This window comes from Magnetovibrio blakemorei (genome assembly GCF_001746755.1).
Classification (GTDB): Bacteria; Pseudomonadota; Alphaproteobacteria; order Rhodospirillales; family Magnetovibrionaceae; genus Magnetovibrio; species Magnetovibrio blakemorei.
Window position 1 is genome coordinate 22,084 of the sequence record NZ_MCGG01000027.1, and the last position, 25,729, is coordinate 47,812.

The window sequence follows — 25,729 nt, forward strand, 5'->3', positions numbered from 1 at the left end:
TGGATGTAATATCCACCTCATTTTTTTATACTCATTATAAATTTCCCTGACAGAAAGCTTGCCACGTCGAGAAAAGATATCTAATGTAACTGGATGCTAATACACAGCATGTTTGTGGGTTAATATAACTTAATCCACAAGTTTTCGATACAAATGTGCGATTAAAACATTTCTACGCTGTACGATAGAGACATTGCACGTTTGGGAGGTTTTAAACAATTGGCTCCTCATACATTTCGTATTTGGGCTTGTTTTATCCGAGACGTAGCTATTGGCACTTATGGATTCCCCCTGTGTTCGAGGGAGCGAGTGGGAATTCTGTCTTAATCGGCTCGTTTATGGGAGGGATAATGAAACACACTAAATTCATGACGGCTGCAATCGGTCTTGCATTTGTTGGCGCTTTTGCTGTCAATGCGCAGGCTGCGGATATGCCGAAGTTTACGATCGTAAACGACACAATTCCTGCGTCGCTCACCGGAAAACCGGGTGATGCCGCCAACGGCAGAAAGGTCGCCATTGATCGCAAAAAAGGCAACTGTTTGGCGTGCCATGTGATGCCGATTCCGGAACAGCAGTTTCACGGCCATGTCGGCCCTGATTTGCACGGCGTAGCAAAACGTTATGACGAAGCCACGCTTCGCATGCGTGTCGTTGATCCGAAAGTGCTCAACGAAGACACGATGATGCCGAGTTTTTTCACCACCGGCCAACATCGCGTCACGAAAAAATTTGAAGGTAAAACAATCCTCGGTGCACAAGAAGTTGAAGACGTGATTGCATACCTGAAAACACTGATGTAGTCCCGGTGAGAGACTGTTACTCAATTTAAGGAATATGAGGAAATTATGAGCAATACCAACTCGCAATTGGTCCGTATGGACCGTCGCACAGCGCTTAAAGCCGCTGGCGCAGGTTTCGTCGCTTTGGGTTTCGCTTCGACAGCCCATGCTTCACCTGAAGCCGCCGCTGAGGCACTTGCTAAACTGTCCGGTGGCGCCGCCGCTGCGACATCAGACAAAATCACCATTTCTTTGCCTGAAATTGCAGAAAATGGCGCAACTGTTCCCGTGGGCATCACCGTTGATAGCCCCATGACGGCGGCAAGCTATGTCAAGCAGATCCACGTGTTTGCTGAAGGCAATCCCAGCCCCGAAACCATTACGTTCAATTTGACCCCGACCGGCACGGCCGATGTGAATACCCGTATTCGCCTCAGCAAAACGCAAAATGTGTTGGTTGCAGCGGTCATGAACGACGGTTCGGTTTTGACCAACAAAAAGGAAGTAAAAGTCACCATCGGCGGCTGCGGCGGCTAATCGCCCCGTCCCCTTCCCTTTGGTCACGAAGATATATTAGGAGTGCTATAAACATGGCTAACAAACCTCGCGTTAAGCTGCCGAAATCGGCAAAAGCTGGCGAAATCGTCCAGATTAAAACTCTGGCATCTCACGACATGGAAACCGGAAATCGCAAAGACAAAAAGGGCAATAAGATCCCCCGTCTGATCCTCAACAAGTTCTCCTGCTCCTTTAAAGGCGAAGAACTTTTTGGTGCGACCATGCATCCGTCCGTGTCCGCAAACCCATACATCGCTTTTTCCATTACGGCGAAAGAAAGCGGTACGTATGATTTCACGTGGACCGACGATAATGGCGAAGTCACAAAAGTGTCGCAAGACATGAGTGTGTCTTAAATCAAGACTAAGGGAGGGCTTACGTCATGAATTTCAAGACAATTATCACTACGATCGCCGTGCTCGGTACCGGCATCACACTTGCGGCTTGCCAAATGGATGCCTATCAGGCACCGAACCCGAACGGTAGCGAACTCTGGTCTGGCTACAAAACGGCAACAGCAGAAACACGCGCCATGCAGGACGATGATTTTGCGAACCCCGGCATGCCGATGGTGGATTCCGCCGCTGCGCTTTATAACAAAAAAGACGGTGAAGCCAACATGTCGTGCGCAGATTGCCACGGTGCTGTGGACGACCCCAAAGGTGGCTCTAAGGGGCTTCCGATGAAGGGCGTTTCGGCGCGTTATCCCGTTTATGACGCGGACACCAAAAAGCCGATCAACGTTGAACTGCGCATTAACAAATGCCGTACCAAGTACCAAAAAGCAAAAGAGTACAAATACGAATCAGACGCCATGCTGGGCATGACCGGTTTGATTGCCTTGCAGTCGCGCGGCATTCCGATGATGAGCACGGCAGACAATCCGTCTGACGAGCTGAATGCAGCATGGAAAGCGGGTGAAGCGTTCTACTATGAGCGTCGTGGTCAGCTGAACATGTCGTGCAAACATTGCCACGAAGACCATCAGGGTGAATTGATCCGTGCGGAAGTCCTGTCTCAGGGCCAGTCTAACGGTTTCCCGACTTACCGCTTGAAGTGGAGCAAACTCGGGTCCCTGCATCGTCGTTTCCGTGGTTGTAACGGTAACATCCGTGCGGAGCCGTATGGTTACGGGTCAGACGAATATCTGAACCTGGAAACCTACTTGGCTTGGCGCGGTCGCGGCCTGCCTATGGAAGGGCCGTCCGTTCGTAAGTAACGGTTGACGAACAGGGGCGGCATCCAACTGGATTGCCGCCCCTTTTCCGTTCAAATATCCAGACGTATTTAAAAATTCCCCTAAAATATAAGACCAAGAATAACGGAGACTTCACATCATGCTCACCCGTCGTGATTTTTTGCAGGTGACCGCCGCGACTGCGGCGTTGCTGGGAACAGGCGTCAACATTGCGCGCGCCGCCAGCAATCAAGCTATTACACAAGACGATTTATTGAAATTTAACAGCGTTGGCCAAGTCACGTTACTCAATTTTACCGATATCCACGCCCAACTGATGCCGCTCTATTTCCGTGAGCCGTCGGTAAATCTGGGCGTTGGCGAAGTTTACGGTTTGCCGCCGCATTTGACCGGAAAAGAATTCCTCAAAAAATTTGATCTGATGGCTGGCACCGCCGATGCCTATGCGTTTTCAAGCGTTGACTTCAGCCACTTAGCGGGCGAATACGGCCGCATTGGTGGCTTGGCGCACATGGCGACGTTGATCAAGGCCATTCGCGCCCAACGCGAACCCAACACCTTGCTGATCGATTGCGGCGACACCTGGCAGGGCTCTTACACCTCACTGGCGACCCGTGGCGAAGACATGGTGGACGCCATGAACGCCTTGGGCGTTGACGTGATGGTGCCGCACTGGGAATTCACCTACGGCGCGGAACGGGTGCAGGAACTGATTTCCAAACTCAACTTCCCGTTCTTGGCCGGCAATGTCATCGACAACCAATGGCAGGAAAAGGTCTTCGATTCGACCGCTCACTTTGAGCGTGGCGGCGTCAAAGTTGCCGTCATCGGCCAGGCCTTCCCTTACACTCCGGTGGCCAATCCCCGCTATATGATCCCTGACTGGTCGTTTGGTATTCGTGACGAAATGGTTCAGGCCAGCGTCGACAAAGCCCGTGCCGAAGGTGCCGAACTGGTGGTTCTGGCGTCGCACAACGGCTTTGACGTGGACCGCAAGTTGGCGTCACGTGTGAATGGCATCGACGTGATCTTGACCGGCCACACCCACGACGCCATTCCGGGAATCATTGAAGTGGGCAACACGTTGTTGGTCGCCACCGGATCACACGGCAAATTCCTGGGTCGTTTGGACCTGGATGTGCAAAACGGCAAGGTCAAGAACTACAACTACAAACTGATGCCGATTTTCTCCGACGTGATCAAGCCGGACGCGGAAATTCAGGCGGTGGTCGACGCCATTCGCGCCCCCCATCAAAAGATCATTGGCGAAAAGCTGGGGACCACCGAAAGCCTGTTGTATCGCCGTGGCAACTTCAACGGCACCTTTGACGATTTGATCTGCAACGCCATCATTGAAGAGCGCGAAACGCAGATTTCCTTGTCACCGGGCTTCCGCTGGGGGGCTTCTCTGATTCCGGGTCAAGACATCACCATGGATGATATCTACACCCAGACCGCGATCACCTATCCCAATGTGTATCGTAGTGAAATGACCGGCGAGACCATCAAGTTGATTTTGGAAGACGTGGCGGACAACCTGTTCAACCCCGATCCCTACTATCAGCAAGGTGGCGACATGGTGCGCGTCGGCGGCATGGGCTATCGCATCGATATCCAAAAATCGATCGGTTCACGCATTTCCGAGATGACCTTGCTGTCGACCGGGGAAGCCATCGATGCCAGCAAAAAATACACGGTTGGCGGCTGGGCTTCGGTCAACGAGGGCACCGAAGGCCCGCCCATTTATGACTTGTTGGCGGACCACATCCGCAAAAAGAAAGTCATCGACGTTCAACCCAACACCAATATTAAGGTTGTGGGGGCTTAAGGCCCCCTCACCTTTTGCCATTTTGGCATTTAGAGGGGAATTTTTATGGATATCACCTACTGGGGATCATTCGGCGCTGGCGTACTGAGCTTTGCCTCGCCTTGCGTCTTGCCCCTTATCCCGGCGTATTTGTGCTTTTTGGGCGGCGCCTCGCTTGATGAATTGACAGCAGAGGGCGGCGTTGACAAAAAAGTGCAACGCCAAGTGTTCGTTTCCGCCCTGGCATTCGTGTTGGGCTTTGCCTCAGTGTTTATCATGCTGGGCGCCACGGCCACCCAAGTCAGCGCCATGATTGCCGACAACATCGGTATTCTGTCCAAAATTGCGGGCGTGATCATTGTGATTTTCGGCTTGCATTACATGGGCCTGTTCAAGATCGGCTTCTTGAACTTTGAAAAGCGCTTTCATTTGGAAAACAAGCCCGCCGGATTGGTGGGGTCCTACGTCATCGGCCTCGCTTTTGCGTTCGGTTGGACGCCTTGCGTCGGCCCGATTTTGGCAACCATTTTGATGGTGGCGGCCAGTGGCGACGACGTCATGTACGGCACTTCTTTGCTGGCGGTTTATGCCTTGGGCATCGGTCTGCCGTTCTTGCTGGCAGCGTTTGCGGTGAAACCGTTTATGCTGTTTTTGGGCAAGTTTCGCCGCCACATGCGCACCGTTGAAATCATGATCGGCACGTTGTTGGTGGTGACGGGCATTGCGATCTTCACCGGTTCGTTATCCGAAGCGTCCAACTGGCTGCTCGAGACCTTCCCCAGCTTTGGTGAAGTTGGCTAAGGTCTTTTGATCTCACAAAAAAGCGGCGTTTCCGATTTTGGAAACGCCGTTTTTTTGTGTCTAAATTGATGCGTTACATCAAGTGCGTCTTAAAAAACGCCAAGGTGCGTTCCCACGCCAAGTTAGCATCGGCTTCGTCATAGCGCGCCCCCGTTGGGTTGGCGAAGGCATGGTTGGCTTCGTACCAGTTAACCTGCAAATCGGTCTTGCCCGCCTTGGCCATGGCCGCTTCAAAGCCGTTGACCATTTCGGCGTTGATGTTGGTGTCCAAGGTGCCGAAATGCCCCAAAACCGGGCTGTTGAGGGAGGCCAGTTGTTCCGGCGATTTGTTGCAGCGTCCGTAATAGATGACGGTGGCGTCTACGGGCGTGGCGATGGAGGCATTGAGCGACCAACCGCCGCCAAAGCACCATCCAATCGTACCGACCTTTCCGGTGCTCTTGTCTGAGTGTTTGAGATAGTCGATCAACGCCACCAGGTCTTCGGTGCCGCCTTGTTCGGTGACGCCGTTCATCAAGGCTTTTGCACCTGGCCCATCGCTCGCCGTTTTGCCGCCGTACATATCTACGGCCAAGGCGATATAGCCAAGTTTGGCAAGTTCGGCAGCGACCGATTTGATTTGGTCGTTCAACCCCCACCATTCATGGATTAACAGCACCGTCGGTGCGGGGGTGACGGCAGGCATGGCGATCACGCCCATGGCCGTCCTGCCGCTGGGAGTTTTGATGGAAATGGGGGTCGTCATATTGTTGCCCGAAGCGCGCGCCAAATCCGGATAGGCCAGCACGGTTGCCAACGGCAAAACGGCTAAGCCTTTGATAAAGTTACGACGAACTTCATCACTCACTTCGGGTAACGGTTTGTCTGATGGCACTGTGCCACAGCCGAGTTCATCACACATGGAAGTTTCCCCTTAAATTGAACGGTTATGTATTGAGCGGACTGTTTACAGGTCCGGCGGTAAATTCTCGGGCAGTTCGTCAGCATACAAATCATATTCCACGCCAAGAGCATCGAGCTTGTTGCCCACGCCACTCAGCCAGCGCTGAAAGCTGGGCTCAGCTTCATAGCCTTTGGTGGCGGCATAACGGAGCAGAAAGTAAAAGTGAAACGGCTTGAAATAACCAGGAATGCGCACGACTTCCCCTTCGCCGCCCGCCTGTCCGTTCATCTCTTTCAGCGTGGAAGGGAAAAATTGTAGCGTCGGTGTGAACATCACCCGCCATTTGTTGGCGAGGTCTTTTTCCTTCAGCACTTCGCCGTCGAAATCGGTGACTTCACGGTCCCCCCACAAGTTCAGCTGCACCACCATAAAATCGTTCTTGATGGTGTCGACCACGCGCGGGAGGCGCAAGTTAACATCGTGAAGGCGTTTGCAGTACGGACAGCCGCGCTGCTCCCAGATGATCATCAAGCGTTTGCCCTGGGCATGTGCTTCGCTCAGGTCTTCGCTTAAGTTGAGAAAACCGTGGTGCAACCACGGCTGCATATGCAGACCGTCCTCACCGATATCACCAGCGGGCAAAAGGTTTTCTTTCGCGATGGCTGCGGGGGCACCGAGGCTAGATACAGCCCCAATGACAAGTGTAAGTATTACAATAAGAAAGTATCGTAACGGTTTGTTGTAAAAATACATTATTTGCATCTCCGCAGAGTTTGGCGTCCCCCAGTATGTCGGCATTGGGAAGCGTTATTTCAAGCTTTTAGGGTTTGATATCGACCCAGCCGGACAATCGGCGTTCGATGATTTCGACCAAGCCGGTTTGGGTCCAGCCGACCCCGTTGATAATGTCTTCACGGGTTTTGTGGATGGAGTCCAAGGTGTTGCCGCAGGCAATAAATTCAATGTCATACAGCAACATGCTTTCAATCCGGGCGCGCACGGGCGAGTCTGCCAGTACGGACCAAATTCCGGGGCCATAAGCTACGATAGCCAATTTAACGTGGTCCGCTCCATAAGCCTTGTGAATGTTCATGACATTGTTGAGCACCGCATTGACACGCGTTTCGTCTTTTTCATTCAGGGAAACAACGATCAGGCGCGGGTTGTCAAAATCGGGTGCGGGTTCCGCCATCATTGCATGTGCGGGCGTTGAAAGCGCCAAGTGCCCCAACAGGGCAAAACACAAAATCCCTAAAAGCTTTTTCATCTGCGTTTCCTCCCCCCCTGTGGATTTGCCTCAGTTTACCGTGTAACGCCTTTTATCTAAATAGGTTTCAATTCAAAGTTGGAGAAATTTTGGGACGACAAAGGAGGGTTTCCCTGCATGCGTCTCTTCGTTGATGTCGGGCGCACGTTCCGAGATCGCCCTAAACGCGTCAAGTTAAGATCCACATGATTTCTTAGTTGAAATAACGCTAAAGGAACCTTGACTTTTTCTCAATATAAGCCGTATCTAATTAAGAATTATCTACAGCAAGGATACTCGGAACGTGGAACTAAAACTTGAAGACATGGAAGGCAACGCACAAGCTGCGAGTGAGTTGCTGAAAGCGATGAGCAATCAAACGCGTCTGATGATCCTCTGCCAGCTTCTGCACGGTGAAAAAACGGCAGGTGAGTTGGATTCGGCTACCAAATTGAGCCAATCCGCATTATCGCAGCATTTAGCGGTGCTGCGCGATCACGGTTTGGTTCAGACCCGACGGGAATCGCAGAATATTTTTTATTCCATTGATGGCGATAAGCCGCGCGCGATCATCGAGGTCTTGTATCGCCTGTTCAACACCGGACAATCCAGTTGCGCGTGATAAAAAGAGCCTCCACCTTCTGTGTTTTTTGATGTATTATCAGATGGTTCGTTGCCCCTTTGGGGTTCGACCGTCAGTCTTGGGACTGATCTAAGTCGCGAAACCACGCCGTTTTCCCCCGGTGGATTTCACTCTTTGCAGTTGGCAAGATGAAGCCCGCTGAAGACGCTCTTTTCCGGCTTCATGCGAAACTTTTTTGGCGTGCTGAGGCGTAAAGATGCAAATTTACCTGCCCATTGCCGAGGTCTCGGTTAACATTTTCCTTATTCTTGGTATGGGTGGCGGGATCGGTTTTTTATCCGGTCTGTTTGGCGTCGGTGGTGGTTTTCTGATGACGCCGCTGCTGATTTTCATTGGCATCCCGCCCGCCGTTGCGGTCGGCACGGAAGCCAACCAGATTGTCGCCTCCTCCATTTCCGGCGTGTTGGCGCATTTCAAACGTGGAAACGTCGATGTGAAAATGGGGATTATGCTGCTGATCGGCGGTGTGATCGGGTCGACATTTGGGGTGTGGCTGTTCACGTTCCTAAAGACCCTTGGCCAAATTGATCTGGTCATTAAATTGTCATACGTGATTTTCTTAGGGATCATTGGTTCGTTGATGTTTATTGAAAGTCTCAATGCCATGCGCCGCGCCAAAAAAGCGGCACCGCCCAAACACAAGGGCCACAATTTTTTGCATGCGCTGCCGTTTAAAGTCCGCTTTCGCCGCTCTAAGCTTTACATTTCCGCCATATTGCCCATCGGTGTTGGCGTCGTCGTCGGCATCTTGTCCGCCATCATGGGTGTCGGTGGTGGCTTTGTTATGGTTCCGGCAATGATCTATTTGCTGGGCATGCCCACCGCCGTGGTGGTGGGGACGTCGCTGTTTCAGATCATTTTTGTGACCGCCAACGTCACCGTGCTGCAAGCGGTCAACAACTACGCCGTTGACGTTGTGTTGGCCCTGCTGTTGCTCATCGGGGGCGTGATTGGGGCGCAATTTGGGGCACGGGCTGGGGCCAAGCTGAAAGGCGAGCAATTGCGCGGGCTGCTGGCCTTGATGGTTTTGGGTGTGTGCGTCAAAATCGCTTTGGACCTGACGTTAACGCCCGTTGATCTCTATGCCCTCGGCACCACGGGAGGCCATTAAAATGACCCGCGCAATGATGCTAACGTTTAAGCGTTTGATGGTTTTAAGCGCCCTTCTCCTCTCCTCCGGATTTGCCAGTGCGTCTCAGTTAGACGTCGATTTATCCAAGCCTGATGTGCGTTTGGATGTGTCTTTCGAAGGCTCTGAGCTGCTGTTGTTTGGCGCCAAGCAAACCGATGGTGATATCATTGTTGTGGTTCGCGGCCCGGAAAAAGACACGTCAATGCGCCTGAAAGAGCGCATTATGGGCGTTTGGGTCAACACCGATGAAGTGATTTTTGAAAAGGCGCCGACGTATTATGCCTTGGCTGCGACCAAGCCCGTTGAGTTTATCTTGCCCAAGGCCGTTCTTGAGCACGAAAAAATCGGCACCGAGCACTTAGGCCTCAAAGCCATTGCGGCTCCCGATGGCGCAGATGAAGCCACCATTCAGAATTTCCGGGCTGGCCTGATCCGCAACATGGTGCGTCGGGCTTTGTATTCGAGCAAAAACAGTCCCGTCGATTTGGTCGGCAAACAGCTGTTTCGCACCAATTTATGGTTCCCCGCCAACGTGCATGTCGGCCATTACGCGGTCGACACCTACTTGGTTCAGGATGGAAAAATCCAAATTCACAACACGACCAATCTACAAGTGCACAAGGTCGGTCTTGAAGCGGAAATCTTTAGCTTCGCCCATGATCATGCCTTAATTTACGGGCTCCTTGCTATCTTGATTGCAGTGGTGGCAGGATGGTCCGCGAACGCCGTGTTCAAGAAAAGGGGGTAGGACCATGAACGACGCCCAAACCGCGAACAGTGATAAAGAATTTGTCTTCCTGTGCGTGGTCGACAAAAGTCCTGAGCTGAGCCGTGCGCTGCGTTTTTCCTGTCAACGCGCCAAACGCGTCGGCGGGCGGGTGGCTTTGGTGCATGTGATCCAACCTGCCGAATTTCAGCATTGGATGGCCATTGGCGACCTGATGGAGGAAGAGGCCCGCGAAGAAGCGGAAGCCCTGCTGGCGGAGAATTCTGATCGGGTCGTGCAAGCCACCGGAAAAACACCCATCGTCCATTTGCTCCATGGCGACACCTCAGAAGAGCTGCTGAAACTGATCGATGAAGACAAAACCATTTGCTTGCTGGTCTTGGGCGCAGCAACGGGCAAAGACGGCCCCGGTCCGCTGGTCAGCTATTTTGTCGATAAATCAGCTGGTCGCCTGCACATTCCCGTCACCGTAGTGCCCGGCAACATGACGGATGAAGAAATCGACAACATCACTTAAGTGAAAGCTTTTGCGTACAAAAAACGGCCGACGCATGCAGCGTCGGCCGTTTTGTCATTTTAAATGACGCCGTGCTTAGACACCCGCGCCCTGGAACAGACGTTGGTTGAGAACGCCGCTGTCTTTGAAGCGGTGCAAGCCTTTGACCGATGCCAATACGGCTAAGTCCACCAACGGTTCGACCGCGATGACCGTCATATAGGCCGCGCCGAAGGCGGCGACGTTGGCGACGTTTTCTGCGCCAAAACCTTGACCGTAAAACGCCCAGAACGCCACCCAGCTGACAATGCCGCCTTGGAAAGCCGTCGAGAGCTTTAAGGCTTGTCCATAGGTGACATCCTTATAGGCGACGTTTGCCGGGATGACCCGCTTCGCCAAAACGCTCATGGCGAACAACGGCACCAGCAAGGTGGTCAAGTTCATGCCCAACTGGGGCAAATCGAACGGCGCGAAAAACAGCCCTTGGACCAACAATCCCAAGGTGAGACCGATTGCCGCAGCCGGTGCGCCAAACATCAAAAAGAGGGTCGAGCCGAGAATTAAGTGAACTTCCGACACGCCAACCGGTTGGTGCGGTAAGATTTGGAAAAAGCTGAACACCAATGCGGTGGCAATGGCACTGCGCATGCCCAGGGAGACAATCCCTTTGGACACGGCACCGCTGTTTTTGATGGAATCCACAGCCAGTTTCGCGGCAAATCCAAGGGATCCGGCTGCGGTGGCAAAGCTGAGGGTGATTTTTGCGCCTTCGACGACGCCTGGTTCGATATGCATGGGTAAATTATCCTTTCGTACCCGCCGTACACGGCCCCAATTCATCGGGGCCACAACACACACAGGCAGGTCTCCTGGCTCACGGATCAGAGTTTTCTTGCGCCTTCCCAAGACTGAAGCCTCAGTGGCATGTGCAAGTCAACTACCGTTAACAGTTGCGGGGGCAGCCATGGTTCAGGACCCGTCAAGGTCATCCCTACCATGTTCCCTTTTCATCCAGCAGGCTTTGCCCGCTTAGAACCTATGCATATCTATGTTTGGCAGAGCCCTCAGCATATGGCAAGGCATTTCAACGTTCACACCAGTGTGGTTTTACAGATGCGGGCGCGAATAGTCTTTGATTATCAGTGTGGAATGCGTCAGAGTCTCTCAAGGATGTCATTTTGACATCCCTATCTTGGCGTCATAAAATCATGCTGCGCGATGGTGTTCTTGCCGATGTTTCGGCCCTTGTGGATCTTGAAAGTCGCTGTTTTGCGACGGATCGTCTTTCAGCGCGCAGTTTCCGCCATTTCCTGGCCAAAGGCCGCGCACCGCTGATTGTCGATGACGTCGATGGCGTTTTGCAGGGCTATGCCCTGGTGTTGCTGCACCCGAATACCTCTTTGGCGCGGCTGTATTCCCTGGCCGTCGATCCCCGTTTGCGCGCCAAAGGCATTGGTCGCGCCTTGTTGGCGGCGGCTGAAGCGCGGGCGCTGGAACAAGGGGCCACGCGCATGCGTCTCGAAGTTCACCAAAACAACGCCGCCGCCCAGGCGCTTTATGCCGATGTCGGCTACCACGCCTTCGCCATTGAATCGGACTATTACGAAGACCACGCCGCCGCCGTGCGCATGGAAAAGCATTTGGCCCCCCACCTGTCCAGAGACTTGGATCGGGTTCCCTATTTTGCCCAAAGTTTGGAATTCACCTGTGGCCCGGCCTGCCTGATCATGGCCATGCGCGCGCAAGATAAATCGATTGAGGCCAGTCGCCAGTTGGAACTGCAATTGTGGCGGGAGGCAACCACCATTTTCATGACCTCAGGCCATGGTGGGTGCGGTCCCTTAGGCCTTGCGCTGGCGGCGCACAAGCGTGGTTTTAAAGTTGATGTTTCCGCCAGCGACGAAACCGAAATGTTCATCGATTCTGTGCGCAGTGAGGACAAAAAAAACGTCATCCGCTTGGTTGAAGAAGGTTTTCAAAGCGAACTCGCCGCCGCCGGCATGAAAGTGGCGGAGACGCCGCTGACGGCGCACGACCTGTGCGATCTTTTGGATCAAGGGGCGATCCCCATCGTGCTCATCAGCGCCTATCGTCTCAGCGGTGACAAAGCGCCCCATTGGGTGGTTGCCACCGCCCATGATGAGCGCTTCATCTACGTCAACGACCCGTTTGTGGACATTCCCGAGAACCGCACCGAAACGGACTGCATCGGCATTCCCATCACGCTGCCAGAATTTGAACGCATGCTGCGATTTGGTCGGCGCAAGCATTTTTCAGCCATCGTTATTCACCCCCATTGAGAGGAGCTTATTCGCTCGTGTCTCGTTACATCATCATCGTTGACAGACCAAGTGATTGGACGTGGTCGCAAGAAGGTCTCAACATCACCAGCGCTGAGGCGTTTCTCACCCAAGACCACAAAATCCGTCGTCAACCGACGCGCATCATCAACTTTTGCCGCCATTACGACTACTTGAGCGCCGGGTATTATTGCTCTTTGTTGGCCGAGGCACGGGGCCAGTTGCCCATGCCGACGGTGGCCGATGTTTTGAGCTTGGCACGCAAGAACCTCTATTCGTTCGCCATTCCCGAACTGGAATCCATGCTCAACAAAATCATCAAACGCCTGACCGATCCGCCCGAAGATGCGTTCAGCCTGACGGTGTTTTTTGGACGCTCAAACGATCCCCGCTTTAAGCGCTTGGCGGCGGAATGTTTTGACGTGTTTCGCTTTCCCATTTTGCGTCTTGAGATAACCCCAGGGAAACGTTGGAAAATTTCGTCAATCCATCCGATGGGCCTGCATCAGGTTCCCGACGATATGGGACACATCTTGTTTGACGCCGTCAGAGCCTACACCCGCACCCGCAAGATACCGGGCGGTTCGCGTCAATCGGCGCTTTACAACTTGGCCATTCTTTACGATCCGGACGAGGCGCTGCCGCCATCAGATGCGCAAGCCTTGGATAAGTTCATCCGCGTCGGCCAGTCGTTGCGCATCGACGTCGAATTGATCACCAAAAAAGATTATCGGCGGATTCCTGAATTTGACGCCCTGTTTATCCGCACCAACACGTCGATTGATCATTACACATATCAGTTTTCCCGCAAGGCTGAACAAGAAGGGCTGGCGGTGATTGATGATCCGACTTCGATTTTGCGCTGCACCAATAAAGTTTATCTGCATGAATTGCTGCGCCGCCATGACGTGCCAACGCCGAAAACCCAGACCATCAATCGGCACAATTTCACCCCCGAAATCATCCCCGAATTGGTCCGTGAACTGGGCTATCCGATCATCTTGAAAATTCCCGACGGCTCTTTTTCCCGCGGTATGCACAAGGCTGAAAACGCTGAAGAAATCATGCGTTTTGGGGAAGAATTGCTGCAAAGCTCGCGGCTGATTTTGGCCCAGGAATATATTTACACAGCTTACGATTGGCGTGTCGGCGTGTTGCGCGGCGAGCCTCTGTATGTCTGTCAGTATATGATGTCGCGCAATCACTGGCAGATCGTTAACCACAGCACCGACGGCACCTTCCGCCAAGGTACTTTTAAGACCTTTGCCATTGATCAAGCGCCGCCCGGCGTGGTCGAAACCGCCACCCGCGCTGCCGCCCTGATCGGTAATGGATTGTATGGTGTGGATCTCAAACAAACCGATAAAGGTCTATTTGTGATCGAAGTCAACGACAACCCGTCACTTGATCGTTTCGTCGAAGACAAAGTCATCAAGGACGAACTTTACATCAAGATTCTCAACGAGTTCATCCACCGCATCAACCACAAGACCTAAGCCACAAAAAGCCCGCCCGGTTAACCAACCAAGGCGGGCTTTCGTGTTTCTGGAATCGCGCGATTTAAGCGCTGTAGGCGTCTCGGATGGCTTTGATGGTGGCAACGTAATCATCGCCCTTAAACACTGCCGAGCCAGCGACCAAGCAGGTTGCGCCCGCGTCCACAACCGATTTGGCGGTGGCTGCATTGACGCCGCCGTCGACTTGGATGTCGATGGGACGGCCCGCGATCATTTCTTTGACCTGGGTGATTTTGTTCAGTGCGGCGGGAATGAAGCTTTGACCGCCGAAGCCCGGGTTGACGCTCATGATCAAGACCATATCGAGCTGATCAATGACGTTTTCCAGCACGCTCACCGGGGTGTGCGGGTTCAGGCTGACGCCGGCTTTTTTGCCCAAGCCTTTGATCACCTGGATGGAACGGTCCAAGTGCTTGTCGGCTTCTGCGTGAACGACGATTTGGTCGGCACCGGCTTTGGCGTAATCTTCCAAGAACGGTTGCGCCGGGTCGATCATCAAATGCACGTCGAAGAATTTTTTGGTCCACGGACGAATGCACGCGATTACGGGCGGGCCGAAGGTCAGGTTCGGCACAAAGTGACCGTCCATGACGTCGATGTGAATCCAATCCGCACCCGCTTCGTCAACGGCTTTGACTTCTTCGCCGAGGCGCGCGAAATCAGCAGACAGAATGCTGGGAGCAATTTTGACGTAATCAGTCATGGCGGTTCTCCGTATGGGGCCAAATTTAAGGAGCGATAAGCTCTGTTGTGAAAGAGAAGGCCCCCGCCAGAGACGGGGGCCTTCCGGGTGGTTCTGGGATAGGTGCGAGCGGACCTCCCCAGGTTTACTCGTCGCCCAGAACCTCCGCGATCCGGAGCTCATTCAACGTCTTCAACGTCTGTATTGGCAGCTTATGTAAGCCCCCTACCCAATCGGTTTTCACCGACGAATGAACATATTTTCTTGTATGGCAGTTTCCTAATAAAGTCAACGCAACAAAGCCTTAAACGGCAGAATTTAAGTACTTTTTCGCAATTCCCAACCCTATTGGGTAGTCACCTGCTGCCCATTTAAATGGTCTTTACTTGGTTAAGGACATAAACAGTTGCGGTAATCTTTCCGGCAGCCGTTCAACATTGTCGATAACGGTGTATTGATTCCCAAAAATGTCGCCAATGTAGTCGTCGGCCTTTTTGTCAAGATTGATGCAGTACGTATAAATCCCCAGTTGGTCGAGTTCTTGAACCGCTTTGCGGGCGTCTTCGATCAAGTGGCGTTCGTCCGATACATCAATGTCGAACGGTTCGCCGTCGGTCAGCACCAGCATGAGTTTTTTATCCGATTTGCGTTGCGACAAGGTCTGCGCCGCGTGGCGCATGGCCGCGCCCATGCGGGTGGAATAGCCCGCTTCTATGGCGGCCAAGCGGCCTTTGACTTCATCGTTCCAGGACTGTGAATAGCCTTTGATGTGCTGATAGCGCACTTCGTGACGGGAATTGGATGAGAACCCGGCAATCGCCAACTCGTCACCCAAACAGTCCACCGCCCAGCCCATCAAAGACACCGCTTCCTGACTGAGTTCCAAAATGGTTTGCGAGCAGCCTTCAGGAATCTCGTTCACCGATTGGGACAAATCCAACAGCAACATGACGGAGATATCGCGGCCGTCATGACGGTGGCTCATGTTGATGCGGGGGTCCGGTTGGGCCCCGGACTTGAGATCGATGAGCGAGCGAATGGCCACGTCCAAATCCAGCTCAGAGCCTTCTTCTTGGTAGCGTACCCGCACGTAATGCTGTGGCTTCAGCAGATCCAAGATCTGTTTCAAACGCTTGGCCAGCATGGCGTGCTTGGCCAGCAAGCCGTCGATCACCCCGGCATCGCCCATGGGGTGCAGGCTTTCGTACAGGCTCACCCAATCGGGACGGTAGGTTTTGGACAGGTAGTCCCATTCCGGATAATGACGCGGCGGCAAGCCTTGTTCGTCTTCGCTGTCTTGGTCTTTGGCGTTGCGCTCTTGCTGGTCAAACATTTCTTCTTCGTCGCCCAGCTCGTGGTATTTCCACATGTGGCGATTGTCGTCTCTGTAATTGACTTCGGTGTCGGTGAAATAGACTTGAGCCGACTGGTCTTGCTGGCGGCGCGTGCGGGCGATAAACGAAATCGCCAAATTGGCAATCTCTTGGGTCGAGCTTTCGCCCTTTTTCATTTCGTCCAAAAAGCGCTCTGCGTATTCAATCACGTCTTTGTTTTCATAGCCGTGGTCCGGGTCCAACACGGCATAGGAAAACATCGCCAAACGATGGCGGATGCATGACTGAATTTCCGGGTTGCAATCGCCTTCGATGGGTCTGGGATGTAGAGCCAAAAACAAATTCACCAGACCCGGATATTCGCGCATGGCCAGATGCTCAACCCGGCAATCTTCAAACATTTCCGCCGCGACCCGTTGAAAGGGGCTGAAATTGTCGGCGAAAATGGCCTGGGTCCAACGCCGGTGTGCGGCCATGTGGGCCAGCAAAACGCGGTAACGATCCGTGCCCTTGACCCGCAACCCGGTGCCGGGGCGGACAAAGTCATCGTACACATCGGGCACCCGCAACCCCAGCTCGTCAAAGTACGGCATGGGTTTGCGCAGTTCGTCATAGCCCAGCGAATACGGCACAAAATGCGCGTCGTGCTCGCTCCACAGGCCTTTCATATACAGCCCCATTTTGCGTTCGTTGTCGGCGAACAAGGTGCCGTGACGTTCGCGCTGCAAGATCGCTTTGGAATCTGCGGACTGTAACGAAAAATAGTCTTTTTGCCGTTCCGGATGGCTGAGGTAATGGGTGGCTCCGTAGGTGATCCAGTTTTTCAGGCCTTCCAGTGACAACTGGCTCAACAGATACGGCATATGCGCCAGCATTTCGGGCAGACCGGGGCTGGGAATGGTGGTGTGAAAACCGTGGATGGAACCGGTGGTCTTTTCCATGAAGGCAAACAGGGTGTCGATGTATTGGCTGAACAAGTCATGGGAGCGCAAGCGCCGGGCGGCTTCGCCCAAAGTCTGCAAAAACGGCAAGATGGCTTTGCCGTTGGGGGTGCGCGACATCTTCCACACCGATTGGGAGACCTGTTCGATCACACCCTCGCCCAGACGCTCGGCAATTTCGGGCATTTCGGCCAGGTAAACCTGCACCGGCTCAAAGCCGCGACCAATCATGCAAATCAGCGACGCGCCGTCCAACAAGGTGCGCACACCTTGCGGGCTGAGGCGCTGGACAGCGTCTTCCATACACCCCGCGAACGCGGTGTCGAGCTGCTCAAACCCACACGTGAGTTGGCTGCGCAGTTCGTCCAGTTCGGCTTGGTTGAGGGTCATCGCAAATAGCCTTTTTGCAAGGTGAATTGCTGGTAAAAAAATACATAAGCTTCATTTTGAACCACAAAGAGCACAGAGGTCACAGAGATGATCTTCAAAACCGCCCTCACCTCTATCAAAAAGCCATTTTAAAGATCTTCGATGAGATGAATTTTTGCTGTCTTAGGGTCCTCTGTGTGCTCTGTGTACTCTGTGGTTAAAAAACAATTCCTAGCCGAAAACGGCATCAATTGTGTGCTTCAACGTTGCGGCAATGTCCGCATCGTCGGTGATGGGCGCCACCAAAGCCATGCGGCATGCGGCGTTGGGGTTGATGCCTTGCTTGATCAAGCGTGCGGCGTAGACCAACAAGCGCGTTGAGATGCCTTCATCCAGGCCGTGGCCCTTCAGATTGCGCGCGGTGGCGCCGATTTTCACCAGCTTGGCGGCGGTGTCTTCATCGGTTCCCGTTTCTTTGGCAATGATGGCGGCCTCGACAGCGCCTTCGGCATAATCGAAATTCAGCCCGGAAAAGCGCTGTTTGGTTGACTGTTTTAAGTCCTTCATCAGGCTTTGATAACCGGGGTTGTAGGAAATCACCAATTGGAAATCGGCGTGGGCGTTGACCAATTCACCCTTTTTATCCAGCGGAAGCGTGCGGCGGTGATCGGTCAGCGGGTGAATGACGACGGTGGTGTCTTGGCGCGCTTCAACCACTTCGTCCAGATAACAAATCGCGCCGATACGCGCCGCCACGGTCAGCGGGCCATCCAGCCAGCGGGTGCCGTTGGCATCCAACAAATAGCGCCCCACCAAATCGGACGCGGTCATGTCTTCGTTACACGCCACAGTAATCAGCGGTTTTTTGAGCTTCCATGCCATGTATTCGATAAAGCGTGATTTACCGCACCCGGTGGGGCCCTTGACCATCACCGGAAGACGTTCGGCATAAGCGGCCTCATACAGTGCCACTTCGTTTCCGGTGGGCTGATAATACGGCTCTTGAGTGATCTGGTACTGTAAAACGTCTATTTCATGGCTGGGCATAACTTAGAATCCTTACAAACATGTAGGGCGGAGGAAAAAAGACCGGGAGCAGTTTGCACCACGCCCGGTCCTTTTTGCAAAGAATGCGTTCTCGAAAGAACTTTGGGCAAGCTTATTTGTGCACGCCCAATTTTTCGCGCCAACCGGGGAAGATCGTATCGGCATCGCCGGGGAAGCTTTCGAACGCGCGCGCAAATTCTTTGTGCTCTTTCGCGAATTCGATGGGATCAGCGCCCTGCTGCCAGCATTCGTAAGCCTGACGCAGCGAGATCGCACCCGCAGCCGGGCTGTCGATGTGACCGTAGGAACCGCCACCGGACGTGTTGATCAAGTTGGCGTGGCCCAGGTTTTCGAAGAAGCCCGGCAAACGCAGTGCGTTCATGCCGCCCGAAATGATCGGGGTGGTCGGCTTCATGCCATACCATTCCTGGTGATAGAAAGGACCGTCGGCGCTGTCGCGTTCGATCATGTAAGCGATGTTTTTATCGGTCGCATCGCCTTCCATCTTGCCGTAGCCCATGGTGCCCACATGGATACCGGAAGCACCCTGCAAGCGGCTCATTTTGGCCAACACAAAGGCGGTGTAACCGCGTTTTGCGGACGGCGACGTCACAGCGCCGTGACCGGCACGGTGATAGTGCAGGTACTGGTTGGCAAAGTGACGACGAGCGGTGGTGACCATACCGGGGCCACCCACATAACCGTCAACCAAGAACGCAACCTTGTCGGCGTCCGGGCCGAAGGTGTTCAAGATGAATTCGCCACGGGCCATCATTTCATAGTGATCGTCAGCGGTGATGTTGGCGGAGAACAATTTGGCTTCGCCGGTTTCATCCATAGCGCGCTTCATGGAGTCATAGACCAAAGGAATGGTTTCGCGCATCGGCGAGAACACCTGGTTGCCCTGGGGTTCGTCGTTTTTGATGAAGTCGCCGCCCAGCCAGAACTGGTAAGCCGCTTCGGCAAAGGGTTTCGGACGCAGGCCCAGCTTCGGTTTGATGATGGTACCGGCGATGTAACCGCCGTTGACCACGGGACGGCCCAAAATGCGCCACAAATCGGAAATGTCTTTGGACGGACCGTCGAACAAACGCAGGTATTTCTGCGGCACGTAGAAATCGAGCATCTTGGCGTAGGCGATGTCGCCCATGCCTTGGTTGTTGCCGATGGCCAACGTCAAGAACGACACGATCATCGCGCGGCCGTCGGTGATGTTGCGGTCGAACAGATCAACCGGATAGGCGATCTTCATGATTTCTTTGGCTTCGTCGATTTCGTAAACGAGCGCGTCAACACCTTTGGTGAAGTCATCCGTGGTGGACACTTCAACGTTGGTGCCGGTGGACGATTCAGCAGAGAAGTGAGCGGCGGCTTCAAGGTAACCGTAGCCGGTCTTCGGTTTCATCAAGTAAGCAACAAGAACGTGGTTGCCGCCTTTGATCAGGTCGTCTTCTTTAAGGCTCAAGTCTGCGTAACGATTGGACTGGTCCATAATAGGCCCCTCTCTTCATGTCTCTCGATTGCGTGAAGGTCCCGCTTGGTTATCGCTTGGGACCAGCACCTTCCCTTAGGTTTCTGTTTCTGTTTGGAGGGCGTTGTGTTCAACACCGTGTAGAACCACCCTTCAAGTGGCGCAGACTATACGGGGCACATGTGCATAAAAGAATTCATTTATATTGATGATCAGCATAATATTTGCTTATAGTAATGCGCGAACACCATGATCTGCTTGGCTTTTTTAAAAAATTAAATGAAATACAACGACATGCACGTAACTTTACGACAATTAGAAGCTTTCACCGCCGTCGCAAATCACCTCAGCTTCACCCGTGCAGCGGAACAGTTAAACCTTTCGCAGCCTGCTGTGTCCATGCAAATCAAGCAATTGGAATCGCAACTGGGCCAAGCCTTGTTCGAACAAATGGGGAAAAAAATCCACCTCACTGAATCAGGTCACGAAGTGCGTAAATTTGCGCGCTCGATTCTTCAGCAGGTTGATGACATGGAAACGGCGCTGACCAGCCTCAGCGGCTTGGAACGCGGCACCTTGAGCATTTCGGTCGCCACCACGGCGCACTATTTTGCCCCGAAGCTTCTGAAGATCTTTTGTGAGCGCTACCCCGGCGTCAACGTCAAACTGGATGTCACCAATCGAGAACAGTTGGTCAGCCAGTTGGAAAACAACATCGTCGATATGGTGATCATGGGCCGTCCGCCGGAAAACGTGGACGTGGAATCGGGGGCGTTCATGGAAAACCCCCTGGTTCTGATTGCCCCCGCCGACCATCCATTCACGCGGGAAAAATCGATCCAACTGAAACGTCTGGCCAACGAAGTGTTTTTGGTCCGCGAAGTGGGTTCGGGAACCCGCAAAGCCATGGAACTGTTTTTCACCCAACACAATATTCCCATGATTATGGGCATGGAGGTCAGCTCAGACGAAGCCATCAAGCGCAGCGTGCAAGCGGGCTTGGGACTGGGCATCATGAGCCGCGACGCGATTCAGAATGAACTTCAACTAAATCTTCTAAGCGCGCCAGATGTTTTGCATTTTCCGATTATGCGACATTGGTACGTGATGCACCGTAAAGGCAAACGACTGTCGCCCATCGCGCAAGCCTTTAAGGACTTTTTGCTCCAGGAAGCGGCCGGTATTCTCAACAAAGAACCAACGCTGCGTGATGCCGCTCAGTTACAGACGCCCCAGATGCCCCCGCTGAAGGCCCCAACGCCTTCCGCTGCAAACAACAAATACGCTCCAGCGCGCCCCAAGTATGTTTTGACGGGCCCTGACGGCAAGCCCATCCCCCCGGCCCCGCGCAAATAAGCGTCCACTTTGGCTCAATGCCTTAATGTTAATCCAGCACACATCCTACAGAGATTGTCTTGAGCGTGTATTTACGCAATTATGGTTGCGCAAGTACAATTGCTTGGTGCATGCGTAAATATCAAGACATAACCGTAGGACTAAAAAAAGAGTGGAAAATGACACGCCCGTTTTAATGGTTCCGGGGCTGGGTGGGTCCGACTCGGGACACTGGCAAACCCATTGGCATGACCGTCATGCAAGCTGTGAGTTTGTTCAATCCGTCAATTGGAACCTGCCCGAACGGGAAAGCTGGTTGGCGGGCTTGGACTTGGCCATTCACGCCTGTGCAACCCCGCCTTTGCTGGTGGCCCACAGTCTCGGCTGTGCTTTGGTGGCGCACTGGGTGGCTCAAGCCCATAAAAGAAACGGCGGCGTGTCCAATCTACCTGTCCGCGGTGCGTTGCTTGTGGCCCCTGCAGATGTGGATTCTGAGGCCCATACCCCGGCCGAGACACACGTTTTTGCGCCTATGCCGCTGTCCGTTTTCCCTTTTCCCTCGACCGTCGTCGCCAGCACCAATGACCCATACGTCGATCCCGTAAGGGCCAAACTGTTCGCCACGGCGTGGGGCGCCGAATACACCAATGTTGGTCCACGCGGTCACATCAACGCGGACTCGCATTTAGGAGACTGGCAAGAAGGCTGGGACCTGCTTACAGATCTATACCGTGAGGATGAGCAGCTGTCGCGGGCTTGATCCGGGTTTCTCGGTGCAACAGATACAGGCCGCTGGCGACAATCACCCCTGCCCCAACCACCGTGGACAAACCCGGAACGTGCCCCCACAGCACAAATCCGATCAACCCGGCCCACACCATCGCCGAATACTCAAAAGGCGCCACCAAACCGATTGGCGCGATGGAAAAGGCACGGGTCAGACTCAAATGTCCAGCCACGGCAAAGGCTCCCGCCAAAGCCACCCAGCCAACGTCGATCGCCGACATGGGTTTAAAGTCGGCCCAGATAAGGGTACTGGCGACCACGCCAACCCATACGTTAAAATACAGAACCTGCTTAAACGCCCCTTCGCCCACATCGTCACCCTTGCGGCCCATCCACCGGGTGATCAGCATGAACACGGCGTAGGCGAAGCTGGCGAGCAAGGCATACACGGCTCCGCTTTGAAAAAAGTCACCCCCGGGGTTGGCCGCGATCATGACGCCGACAAAACCAACGATAACAGCGGCCCAACGGTGCGGCCCCACATACTCTTTCAACAGCGGCACGGACAAGGCCGTCATCACAAAGGTTGTGCCGAAAAAGATCACTGTGGCATCCGCCAAAGCCATCGTTTGCAACGCCTTGAAAAATGCGAGCGGAGCAAAAAATCCCACCAAGACCCGCACAAAATGCAATCCGGGCCGTTTTGTACGCAACGCCTCGCTGGGCAGCGACCGCCAGGCCCAAATCAACATAACGGGGGCCACAAACCAACTGCGCACGGCCAGAATCTGCAAAACGCTAAAATCGCGTTCCAGCAGAATTTTGATCACCCCATCCATCACCGACAACAACAAAGCGCCCAGCAAAATCAACGCAATGCCCTGCATATTATGGCGGTGGGTATCAATCATCATGGTTGGTCCGTCCCGGCAGAAAGCACAACTTGTGATAGCGCACCCTGAATAATTCCGATATGATTTTGCACTATAAATTATCCAAGCGGAATGAGGAGTTGTTTATGCACAAAGGGTTGGTCGGCGGCGTGGTCGTCTTAGCATTGGTTGGGGCGGGTGTCGGTGGTTTTTTTTGTGATCGACAACAAGGTCCGTACGGCCGTGCACAATAATTTTGATGACCTTGCCAAATCATCGCCCTCAGTCAAGTCCGCAAGCTTTGAAGGGCATGAGGTGGATTTTTTTGCTGATGAGATCAAACTTCATAAGGTTCAAGTTGACCTTTATCTCAGCAAACTGCCTGAGTTTAACAATACAAAAACAGATGGTATTGACCTCAAAGGTATAGGCACCCAAACGGTTCAGACGATGACCATCTCTGGGCTTCGGGAGATCGTTTTTGGCGGCAATAAGATCAGTCGTATCGATGCAGATGGCATCGAATTCGGCGCTGAGATGGTCCAAACCATCACCTCGCCTGCGGATGCTCAGCAGCCCAGCCCCTTGTCGACCTCGATGGTGATGAGCGGCGCCCTACCCCATGCAGAGATTTACGGATTTGATTACAGCCGATTGGGTCAGGCGACTAAGGCAATGCTGTTGCCGTATAAGGTTGACCGCTACGAAGCCAAAGACATCCAGATCATCTTGGCCATCAAACAAACCTCTCAAGGACTCATAGACAACCTCACGGGCGAGCCCAAGAAGGTTGCGCCCCTACATGCAGACCTCAGCATTTCCCGCATCATCGGCACCGATGTCTCAAATGATTATATCGGCTCAGTGCGCTATGAAAACACGATTGCCAACCTTTCAGATCCTGAAAACTTAAAAGAACCTGTGATGCTTAAAATGGCTGAAATGTCCATGACCGACACCAAAATGGTTGACCTGATGCCGTTGCAGAGCACTCTGGAAATCAAGGGGTTTGAATTTGATACCTCCAAAATGGACAGCCCCAAAGGCAAGGCGATGATGGCCGTGTTGGGCATCGATCAAATCAACGTTCATATAAAAACAAGCTATGATTTTGATCCAGACCAACACACCCTAAGCGTCAGCGCGCTCCGTTTTGGCTTGAAGCAAGCGGGCAGCATCGACCTAAACTTTGCCCTTTCGGGGCTGCCTGAGCTTGATGAACTGCGCAGCTTGGATGATCTACAAATGGCCTTAAAGCAAGCCCCTGCTCTGTCCTCATCGCCGGAACAGGCCCCGGAACAGTCACCCGAAATGGTTCAAGCGCAGGCAGAGTTGAAGGCCATGTTTAAGGACCTGTCCATTGCCCAACTTGCCCTGCAATACCAAGACGAAGGCATCTTGAAGAAGTTTTTGGGTGCTCAGGCCATGCAATTGAACGCGGAACCCGCCCAGGTGGCCGAAGCTTACGCCCAGCAAGCGGCGAAAATCATCACCGCCACCCATGGTGCAGAAGCCGCCGAGAAAGCACAAAGGGTCCTGATTGCGTTCCTTACCAACCCCGACGCTTTGCGCGTTGAGCTGAAATCCACCCCGCCCGTTAACCTTCAAGACTTGTCCGAACAAATCAAAGTCAGCGGCCCGATGGCCTTACAGGCTTTTGAGCTCAACGTTCTCGGTGGTGCCGAGGCGCTCTCAAACTCGGGGCGATGATTTTCACCTGAGGGATAAATAAAAAGGGCGGCCCGTTTGGACCGCCCTTTTTGTTTGGATAGCTGACGTTTTGGTCTTAGTTGACCTTCGCATCCAGCTCACCTTTTGCATATTTCCCGAACATGACTTCAAGAGACAGCACTTTGATTTTGCTGGCTTGACCCGCTGAACCGAAGGCTTCGTAGCGGTTCTTGCAAACGTCACGCATGCCTTTGGTGGCTTCCGCCAAGAATTTACGCGGATCGAAGTTGGACGGGTTGTCGTGCAGGTGACGACGGATCGCCCCCGTGGACGCCATACGCAAATCGGTGTCGATGTTGACTTTGCGCACACCGGACTTGATGCCTTCGACGATTTCTTCGACAGGAACACCATAGGTTTGGCCCATGTCGCCACCGAAATCGTTGATGATTTTCAGCCAGTCTTGCGGAACCGAGCTGGAACCGTGCATCACCAGGTGAACCGACGGAATGCGTTTGTGGATTTCTTTCACGCGGTCAATGCGCAAAATGGCTCCGGTCGGCTTTTTGGTGAACTTGTAAGCACCGTGAGACGTGCCGATGGCGATGGCCAGCGCGTCCACGTTGGTTTTTTTGACGAAGTCAGCGGCTTCGTCCGGATCTGTGAGCATCTGGTCCATTTCCAGCTTGCCTTCAGCGCCTTGGCCGTCTTCTTCACCCGCTTCGCCGGTTTCCAAAGAACCCAAGCAGCCCAACTCGCCTTCGACGGAAACGCCACAAGCGTGCGCCATGTCGACCACCTGACGGGTGGTGGCAACGTTGTATTCGTAAGACGACGGGGTTTTGCCGTCGCTCATCAACGAGCCGTCCATCATCACCGAGCTAAAGCCCGATTGGATGGAGCGTTGACACACGTCCGGGGAAGCGCCGTGATCTTGGTGCATGCAAATCGGAATGTGCGGATAGGCTTCAACGGCAGCCGAGATCAGGTGGCGCAAAAACGTTTCGCCAGCATAACCGCGGGCCCCTGCGGAACCTTGCAAAATCACCGGGCTGTCAACCGCATCGGCGGCTTCCATGATGGCTTTGACCTGTTCCATGTTGTTCACGTTAAACGCAGGCAAGCCGTAGCTGTTTTCTGCTGCGTGGTCGAGAAGTTGGCGCAATGATACGAGGGCCATGAGTCTCTAAC

General features: G+C 53.4%; 25 protein-coding genes and 1 riboswitch. Of the genes, 15 read left to right on the forward strand and 10 right to left on the reverse strand.

Annotation, left to right across the window (positions count from 1 at the left end; translation table 11 throughout):
• Positions 1 to 350: 350 nt before the first annotated feature.
• From soxX to BEN30_RS09370, 6 genes are all read left to right on the forward strand, one after another.
• A complete protein-coding gene (gene soxX / locus BEN30_RS09345; protein WP_069958081.1) occupies positions 351 to 803 on the forward strand; it encodes a sulfur oxidation c-type cytochrome SoxX in 453 nt (150 codons plus the stop codon).
• Positions 804 to 848: 45 nt separating this feature from the next.
• Positions 849 to 1,319 (forward strand): thiosulfate oxidation carrier protein SoxY, encoded by a 471-nt coding sequence (gene soxY, locus BEN30_RS09350; RefSeq protein WP_069958082.1) that lies wholly within the window; start codon positions 849 to 851, stop codon positions 1,317 to 1,319.
• A gap of 53 nt (positions 1,320 to 1,372) precedes the next feature.
• On the forward strand, positions 1,373 to 1,696 hold the full coding sequence (soxZ, locus tag BEN30_RS09355; RefSeq protein WP_069958083.1) for a thiosulfate oxidation carrier complex protein SoxZ: 324 nt from the start codon (positions 1,373 to 1,375) through the stop codon (positions 1,694 to 1,696).
• 26 nt (positions 1,697 to 1,722) lie between these two features.
• Complete coding sequence (gene soxA / locus BEN30_RS09360; protein WP_069958084.1) at positions 1,723 to 2,559, forward strand: sulfur oxidation c-type cytochrome SoxA; 837 nt, start codon at positions 1,723 to 1,725, stop codon at positions 2,557 to 2,559.
• Between the two features lie 118 nt (positions 2,560 to 2,677).
• Positions 2,678 to 4,366 carry a thiosulfohydrolase SoxB gene (gene soxB, locus BEN30_RS09365; RefSeq protein WP_069958085.1) on the forward strand — a complete coding sequence of 563 codons (1,689 nt, stop codon included), beginning with the start codon at positions 2,678 to 2,680 and terminating at the stop codon, positions 4,364 to 4,366.
• A gap of 45 nt (positions 4,367 to 4,411) precedes the next feature.
• Positions 4,412 to 5,146 carry a cytochrome c biogenesis CcdA family protein gene (locus BEN30_RS09370; protein ID WP_069958086.1) on the forward strand — a complete coding sequence of 245 codons (735 nt, stop codon included), beginning with the start codon at positions 4,412 to 4,414 and terminating at the stop codon, positions 5,144 to 5,146.
• Positions 5,147 to 5,219: 73 nt separating this feature from the next.
• Here the strand turns inward: BEN30_RS09370 and BEN30_RS09375 are convergent, their stop codons facing one another.
• From BEN30_RS09375 to BEN30_RS09385, 3 genes are all read right to left on the reverse strand, one after another.
• On the reverse strand, positions 5,220 to 6,047 hold the full coding sequence (locus tag BEN30_RS09375; protein ID WP_069958087.1) for a dienelactone hydrolase family protein: 828 nt from the start codon (positions 6,045 to 6,047) through the stop codon (positions 5,220 to 5,222).
• Positions 6,048 to 6,092: 45 nt separating this feature from the next.
• Positions 6,093 to 6,671 carry a thioredoxin family protein gene (locus tag BEN30_RS09380; protein WP_170827010.1) on the reverse strand — a complete coding sequence of 193 codons (579 nt, stop codon included), beginning with the start codon at positions 6,669 to 6,671 and terminating at the stop codon, positions 6,093 to 6,095.
• 178 nt (positions 6,672 to 6,849) lie between these two features.
• The gene (locus BEN30_RS09385; RefSeq protein ID WP_069958089.1) at positions 6,850 to 7,296 is read right to left on the reverse strand and encodes a DsrE family protein; all 447 of its coding nucleotides are present in this window, start codon (positions 7,294 to 7,296) and stop codon (positions 6,850 to 6,852) included.
• 283 nt (positions 7,297 to 7,579) lie between these two features.
• Between BEN30_RS09385 and BEN30_RS09390 the strand changes: the two genes are divergently transcribed.
• The 4 genes from BEN30_RS09390 (at position 7,580) to BEN30_RS09405 (ending at position 10,294) form a co-directional block, all read left to right on the forward strand.
• Positions 7,580 to 7,897: an ArsR/SmtB family transcription factor gene (locus BEN30_RS09390; protein ID WP_245649030.1), complete on the forward strand. Its 318-nt coding sequence runs from the start codon at positions 7,580 to 7,582 to the stop codon at positions 7,895 to 7,897.
• A 217-nt stretch (positions 7,898 to 8,114) separates the two neighbouring features.
• Positions 8,115 to 9,029 carry a sulfite exporter TauE/SafE family protein gene (locus BEN30_RS09395; RefSeq protein WP_069958091.1) on the forward strand — a complete coding sequence of 305 codons (915 nt, stop codon included), beginning with the start codon at positions 8,115 to 8,117 and terminating at the stop codon, positions 9,027 to 9,029.
• A gap of 1 nt (position 9,030) precedes the next feature.
• Positions 9,031 to 9,798, forward strand: a complete 768-nt coding sequence (locus BEN30_RS09400; RefSeq protein WP_170827011.1) for a TIGR02186 family protein — start codon at positions 9,031 to 9,033, stop codon at positions 9,796 to 9,798.
• Positions 9,799 to 9,802: 4 nt separating this feature from the next.
• Positions 9,803 to 10,294 (forward strand): universal stress protein, encoded by a 492-nt coding sequence (locus BEN30_RS09405; RefSeq protein WP_069958092.1) that lies wholly within the window; start codon positions 9,803 to 9,805, stop codon positions 10,292 to 10,294.
• Positions 10,295 to 10,369: 75 nt separating this feature from the next.
• Here BEN30_RS09405 and BEN30_RS09410 read toward each other — a convergent pair whose 3' ends face one another.
• A complete protein-coding gene (locus BEN30_RS09410; protein WP_069958093.1) occupies positions 10,370 to 11,068 on the reverse strand; it encodes an energy-coupling factor ABC transporter permease in 699 nt (232 codons plus the stop codon).
• Positions 11,069 to 11,115: 47 nt separating this feature from the next.
• Positions 11,116 to 11,328: riboswitch (cobalamin riboswitch) on the reverse strand.
• Positions 11,329 to 11,451: 123 nt separating this feature from the next.
• On the opposite strand from BEN30_RS09410, the gene BEN30_RS09415 reads away from it, so the two are divergent.
• Together BEN30_RS09415 and BEN30_RS09420 are read left to right on the forward strand one after the other, a co-directional pair.
• Positions 11,452 to 12,573 (forward strand): GNAT family N-acetyltransferase/peptidase C39 family protein, encoded by a 1,122-nt coding sequence (locus BEN30_RS09415; protein ID WP_245649031.1) that lies wholly within the window; start codon positions 11,452 to 11,454, stop codon positions 12,571 to 12,573.
• Between the two features lie 17 nt (positions 12,574 to 12,590).
• The gene (locus BEN30_RS09420; protein WP_069958095.1) at positions 12,591 to 14,069 is read left to right on the forward strand and encodes a RimK family protein; all 1,479 of its coding nucleotides are present in this window, start codon (positions 12,591 to 12,593) and stop codon (positions 14,067 to 14,069) included.
• 64 nt (positions 14,070 to 14,133) lie between these two features.
• On the opposite strand, the gene rpe is transcribed toward BEN30_RS09420, so the two are convergent.
• The 4 genes from rpe to BEN30_RS09440 form a co-directional block, all read right to left on the reverse strand.
• On the reverse strand, positions 14,134 to 14,793 hold the full coding sequence (rpe, locus tag BEN30_RS09425) for a ribulose-phosphate 3-epimerase (RefSeq protein ID WP_069958096.1): 660 nt from the start codon (positions 14,791 to 14,793) through the stop codon (positions 14,134 to 14,136).
• 361 nt (positions 14,794 to 15,154) lie between these two features.
• On the reverse strand, positions 15,155 to 17,437 hold the full coding sequence (locus BEN30_RS09430; RefSeq protein WP_069958097.1) for a nitric oxide reductase activation protein NorD: 2,283 nt from the start codon (positions 17,435 to 17,437) through the stop codon (positions 15,155 to 15,157).
• A 210-nt stretch (positions 17,438 to 17,647) separates the two neighbouring features.
• Complete coding sequence (locus BEN30_RS09435) at positions 17,648 to 18,463, reverse strand: CbbQ/NirQ/NorQ/GpvN family protein (protein ID WP_069958098.1); 816 nt, start codon at positions 18,461 to 18,463, stop codon at positions 17,648 to 17,650.
• A gap of 112 nt (positions 18,464 to 18,575) precedes the next feature.
• On the reverse strand, positions 18,576 to 19,955 hold the full coding sequence (locus BEN30_RS09440) for a ribulose-bisphosphate carboxylase (RefSeq protein ID WP_069958099.1): 1,380 nt from the start codon (positions 19,953 to 19,955) through the stop codon (positions 18,576 to 18,578).
• 273 nt (positions 19,956 to 20,228) lie between these two features.
• Between BEN30_RS09440 and BEN30_RS09445 the strand changes: the two genes are divergently transcribed.
• Together BEN30_RS09445 and BEN30_RS09450 are read left to right on the forward strand one after the other, a co-directional pair.
• Entirely contained in the window at positions 20,229 to 21,290 is a 1,062-nt protein-coding gene (locus tag BEN30_RS09445; RefSeq protein WP_084005343.1) for a LysR family transcriptional regulator, read from the forward strand.
• Positions 21,291 to 21,441: 151 nt separating this feature from the next.
• The gene (locus BEN30_RS09450) at positions 21,442 to 22,029 is read left to right on the forward strand and encodes an RBBP9/YdeN family alpha/beta hydrolase (protein WP_245649032.1); all 588 of its coding nucleotides are present in this window, start codon (positions 21,442 to 21,444) and stop codon (positions 22,027 to 22,029) included.
• On the opposite strand, the gene BEN30_RS09455 is transcribed toward BEN30_RS09450, so the two are convergent.
• Complete coding sequence (locus BEN30_RS09455) at positions 21,986 to 22,909, reverse strand: DMT family transporter (protein ID WP_069958102.1); 924 nt, start codon at positions 22,907 to 22,909, stop codon at positions 21,986 to 21,988. The two genes, BEN30_RS09450 and BEN30_RS09455, sit on opposite strands and share 44 nt — an antisense overlap.
• Before the next feature lie 162 nt (positions 22,910 to 23,071).
• Between BEN30_RS09455 and BEN30_RS09460 the strand changes: the two genes are divergently transcribed.
• Positions 23,072 to 24,577, forward strand: a complete 1,506-nt coding sequence (locus BEN30_RS09460) for a hypothetical protein (protein WP_139134947.1) — start codon at positions 23,072 to 23,074, stop codon at positions 24,575 to 24,577.
• A 76-nt stretch (positions 24,578 to 24,653) separates the two neighbouring features.
• On the opposite strand, the gene fba is transcribed toward BEN30_RS09460, so the two are convergent.
• The gene (fba, locus tag BEN30_RS09465) at positions 24,654 to 25,718 is read right to left on the reverse strand and encodes a class II fructose-bisphosphate aldolase (RefSeq protein WP_069958104.1); all 1,065 of its coding nucleotides are present in this window, start codon (positions 25,716 to 25,718) and stop codon (positions 24,654 to 24,656) included.
• Positions 25,719 to 25,729: the final 11 nt, after the last annotated feature.

Excerpts from the sequence above, each read along its gene's own strand:
- soxX (WP_069958081.1), top strand. The coding sequence starts at position 351 with ATGAAACACACTAAATTCATGACGGCTGCAATCGGTCTTGCATTTGTT.
- soxY (WP_069958082.1), top strand. The coding sequence starts at position 849 with ATGAGCAATACCAACTCGCAATTGGTCCGTATGGACCGTCGCACAGCG.
- soxZ (WP_069958083.1), top strand. The coding sequence starts at position 1,373 with ATGGCTAACAAACCTCGCGTTAAGCTGCCGAAATCGGCAAAAGCTGGC.
- soxA (WP_069958084.1), top strand. The coding sequence starts at position 1,723 with ATGAATTTCAAGACAATTATCACTACGATCGCCGTGCTCGGTACCGGC.
- soxB (WP_069958085.1), top strand. The coding sequence starts at position 2,678 with ATGCTCACCCGTCGTGATTTTTTGCAGGTGACCGCCGCGACTGCGGCG.
- BEN30_RS09370 (WP_069958086.1), top strand. The coding sequence starts at position 4,412 with ATGGATATCACCTACTGGGGATCATTCGGCGCTGGCGTACTGAGCTTT.
- BEN30_RS09375 (WP_069958087.1), bottom strand. The coding sequence starts at position 6,047 with ATGTGTGATGAACTCGGCTGTGGCACAGTGCCATCAGACAAACCGTTA.
- BEN30_RS09385 (WP_069958089.1), bottom strand. The coding sequence starts at position 7,296 with ATGAAAAAGCTTTTAGGGATTTTGTGTTTTGCCCTGTTGGGGCACTTG.
- BEN30_RS09395 (WP_069958091.1), top strand. The coding sequence starts at position 8,115 with ATGCAAATTTACCTGCCCATTGCCGAGGTCTCGGTTAACATTTTCCTT.
- BEN30_RS09400 (WP_170827011.1), top strand. The coding sequence starts at position 9,031 with ATGACCCGCGCAATGATGCTAACGTTTAAGCGTTTGATGGTTTTAAGC.
- BEN30_RS09405 (WP_069958092.1), top strand. The coding sequence starts at position 9,803 with ATGAACGACGCCCAAACCGCGAACAGTGATAAAGAATTTGTCTTCCTG.
- BEN30_RS09410 (WP_069958093.1), bottom strand. The coding sequence starts at position 11,068 with ATGCATATCGAACCAGGCGTCGTCGAAGGCGCAAAAATCACCCTCAGC.
- rpe (WP_069958096.1), bottom strand. The coding sequence starts at position 14,793 with ATGACTGATTACGTCAAAATTGCTCCCAGCATTCTGTCTGCTGATTTC.
- BEN30_RS09430 (WP_069958097.1), bottom strand. The coding sequence starts at position 17,437 with ATGACCCTCAACCAAGCCGAACTGGACGAACTGCGCAGCCAACTCACG.
- BEN30_RS09435 (WP_069958098.1), bottom strand. The coding sequence starts at position 18,463 with ATGCCCAGCCATGAAATAGACGTTTTACAGTACCAGATCACTCAAGAG.
- BEN30_RS09440 (WP_069958099.1), bottom strand. The coding sequence starts at position 19,955 with ATGGACCAGTCCAATCGTTACGCAGACTTGAGCCTTAAAGAAGACGAC.
- BEN30_RS09445 (WP_084005343.1), top strand. The coding sequence starts at position 20,229 with ATGCACGTAACTTTACGACAATTAGAAGCTTTCACCGCCGTCGCAAAT.
- BEN30_RS09455 (WP_069958102.1), bottom strand. The coding sequence starts at position 22,909 with ATGATGATTGATACCCACCGCCATAATATGCAGGGCATTGCGTTGATT.
- fba (WP_069958104.1), bottom strand. The coding sequence starts at position 25,718 with ATGGCCCTCGTATCATTGCGCCAACTTCTCGACCACGCAGCAGAAAAC.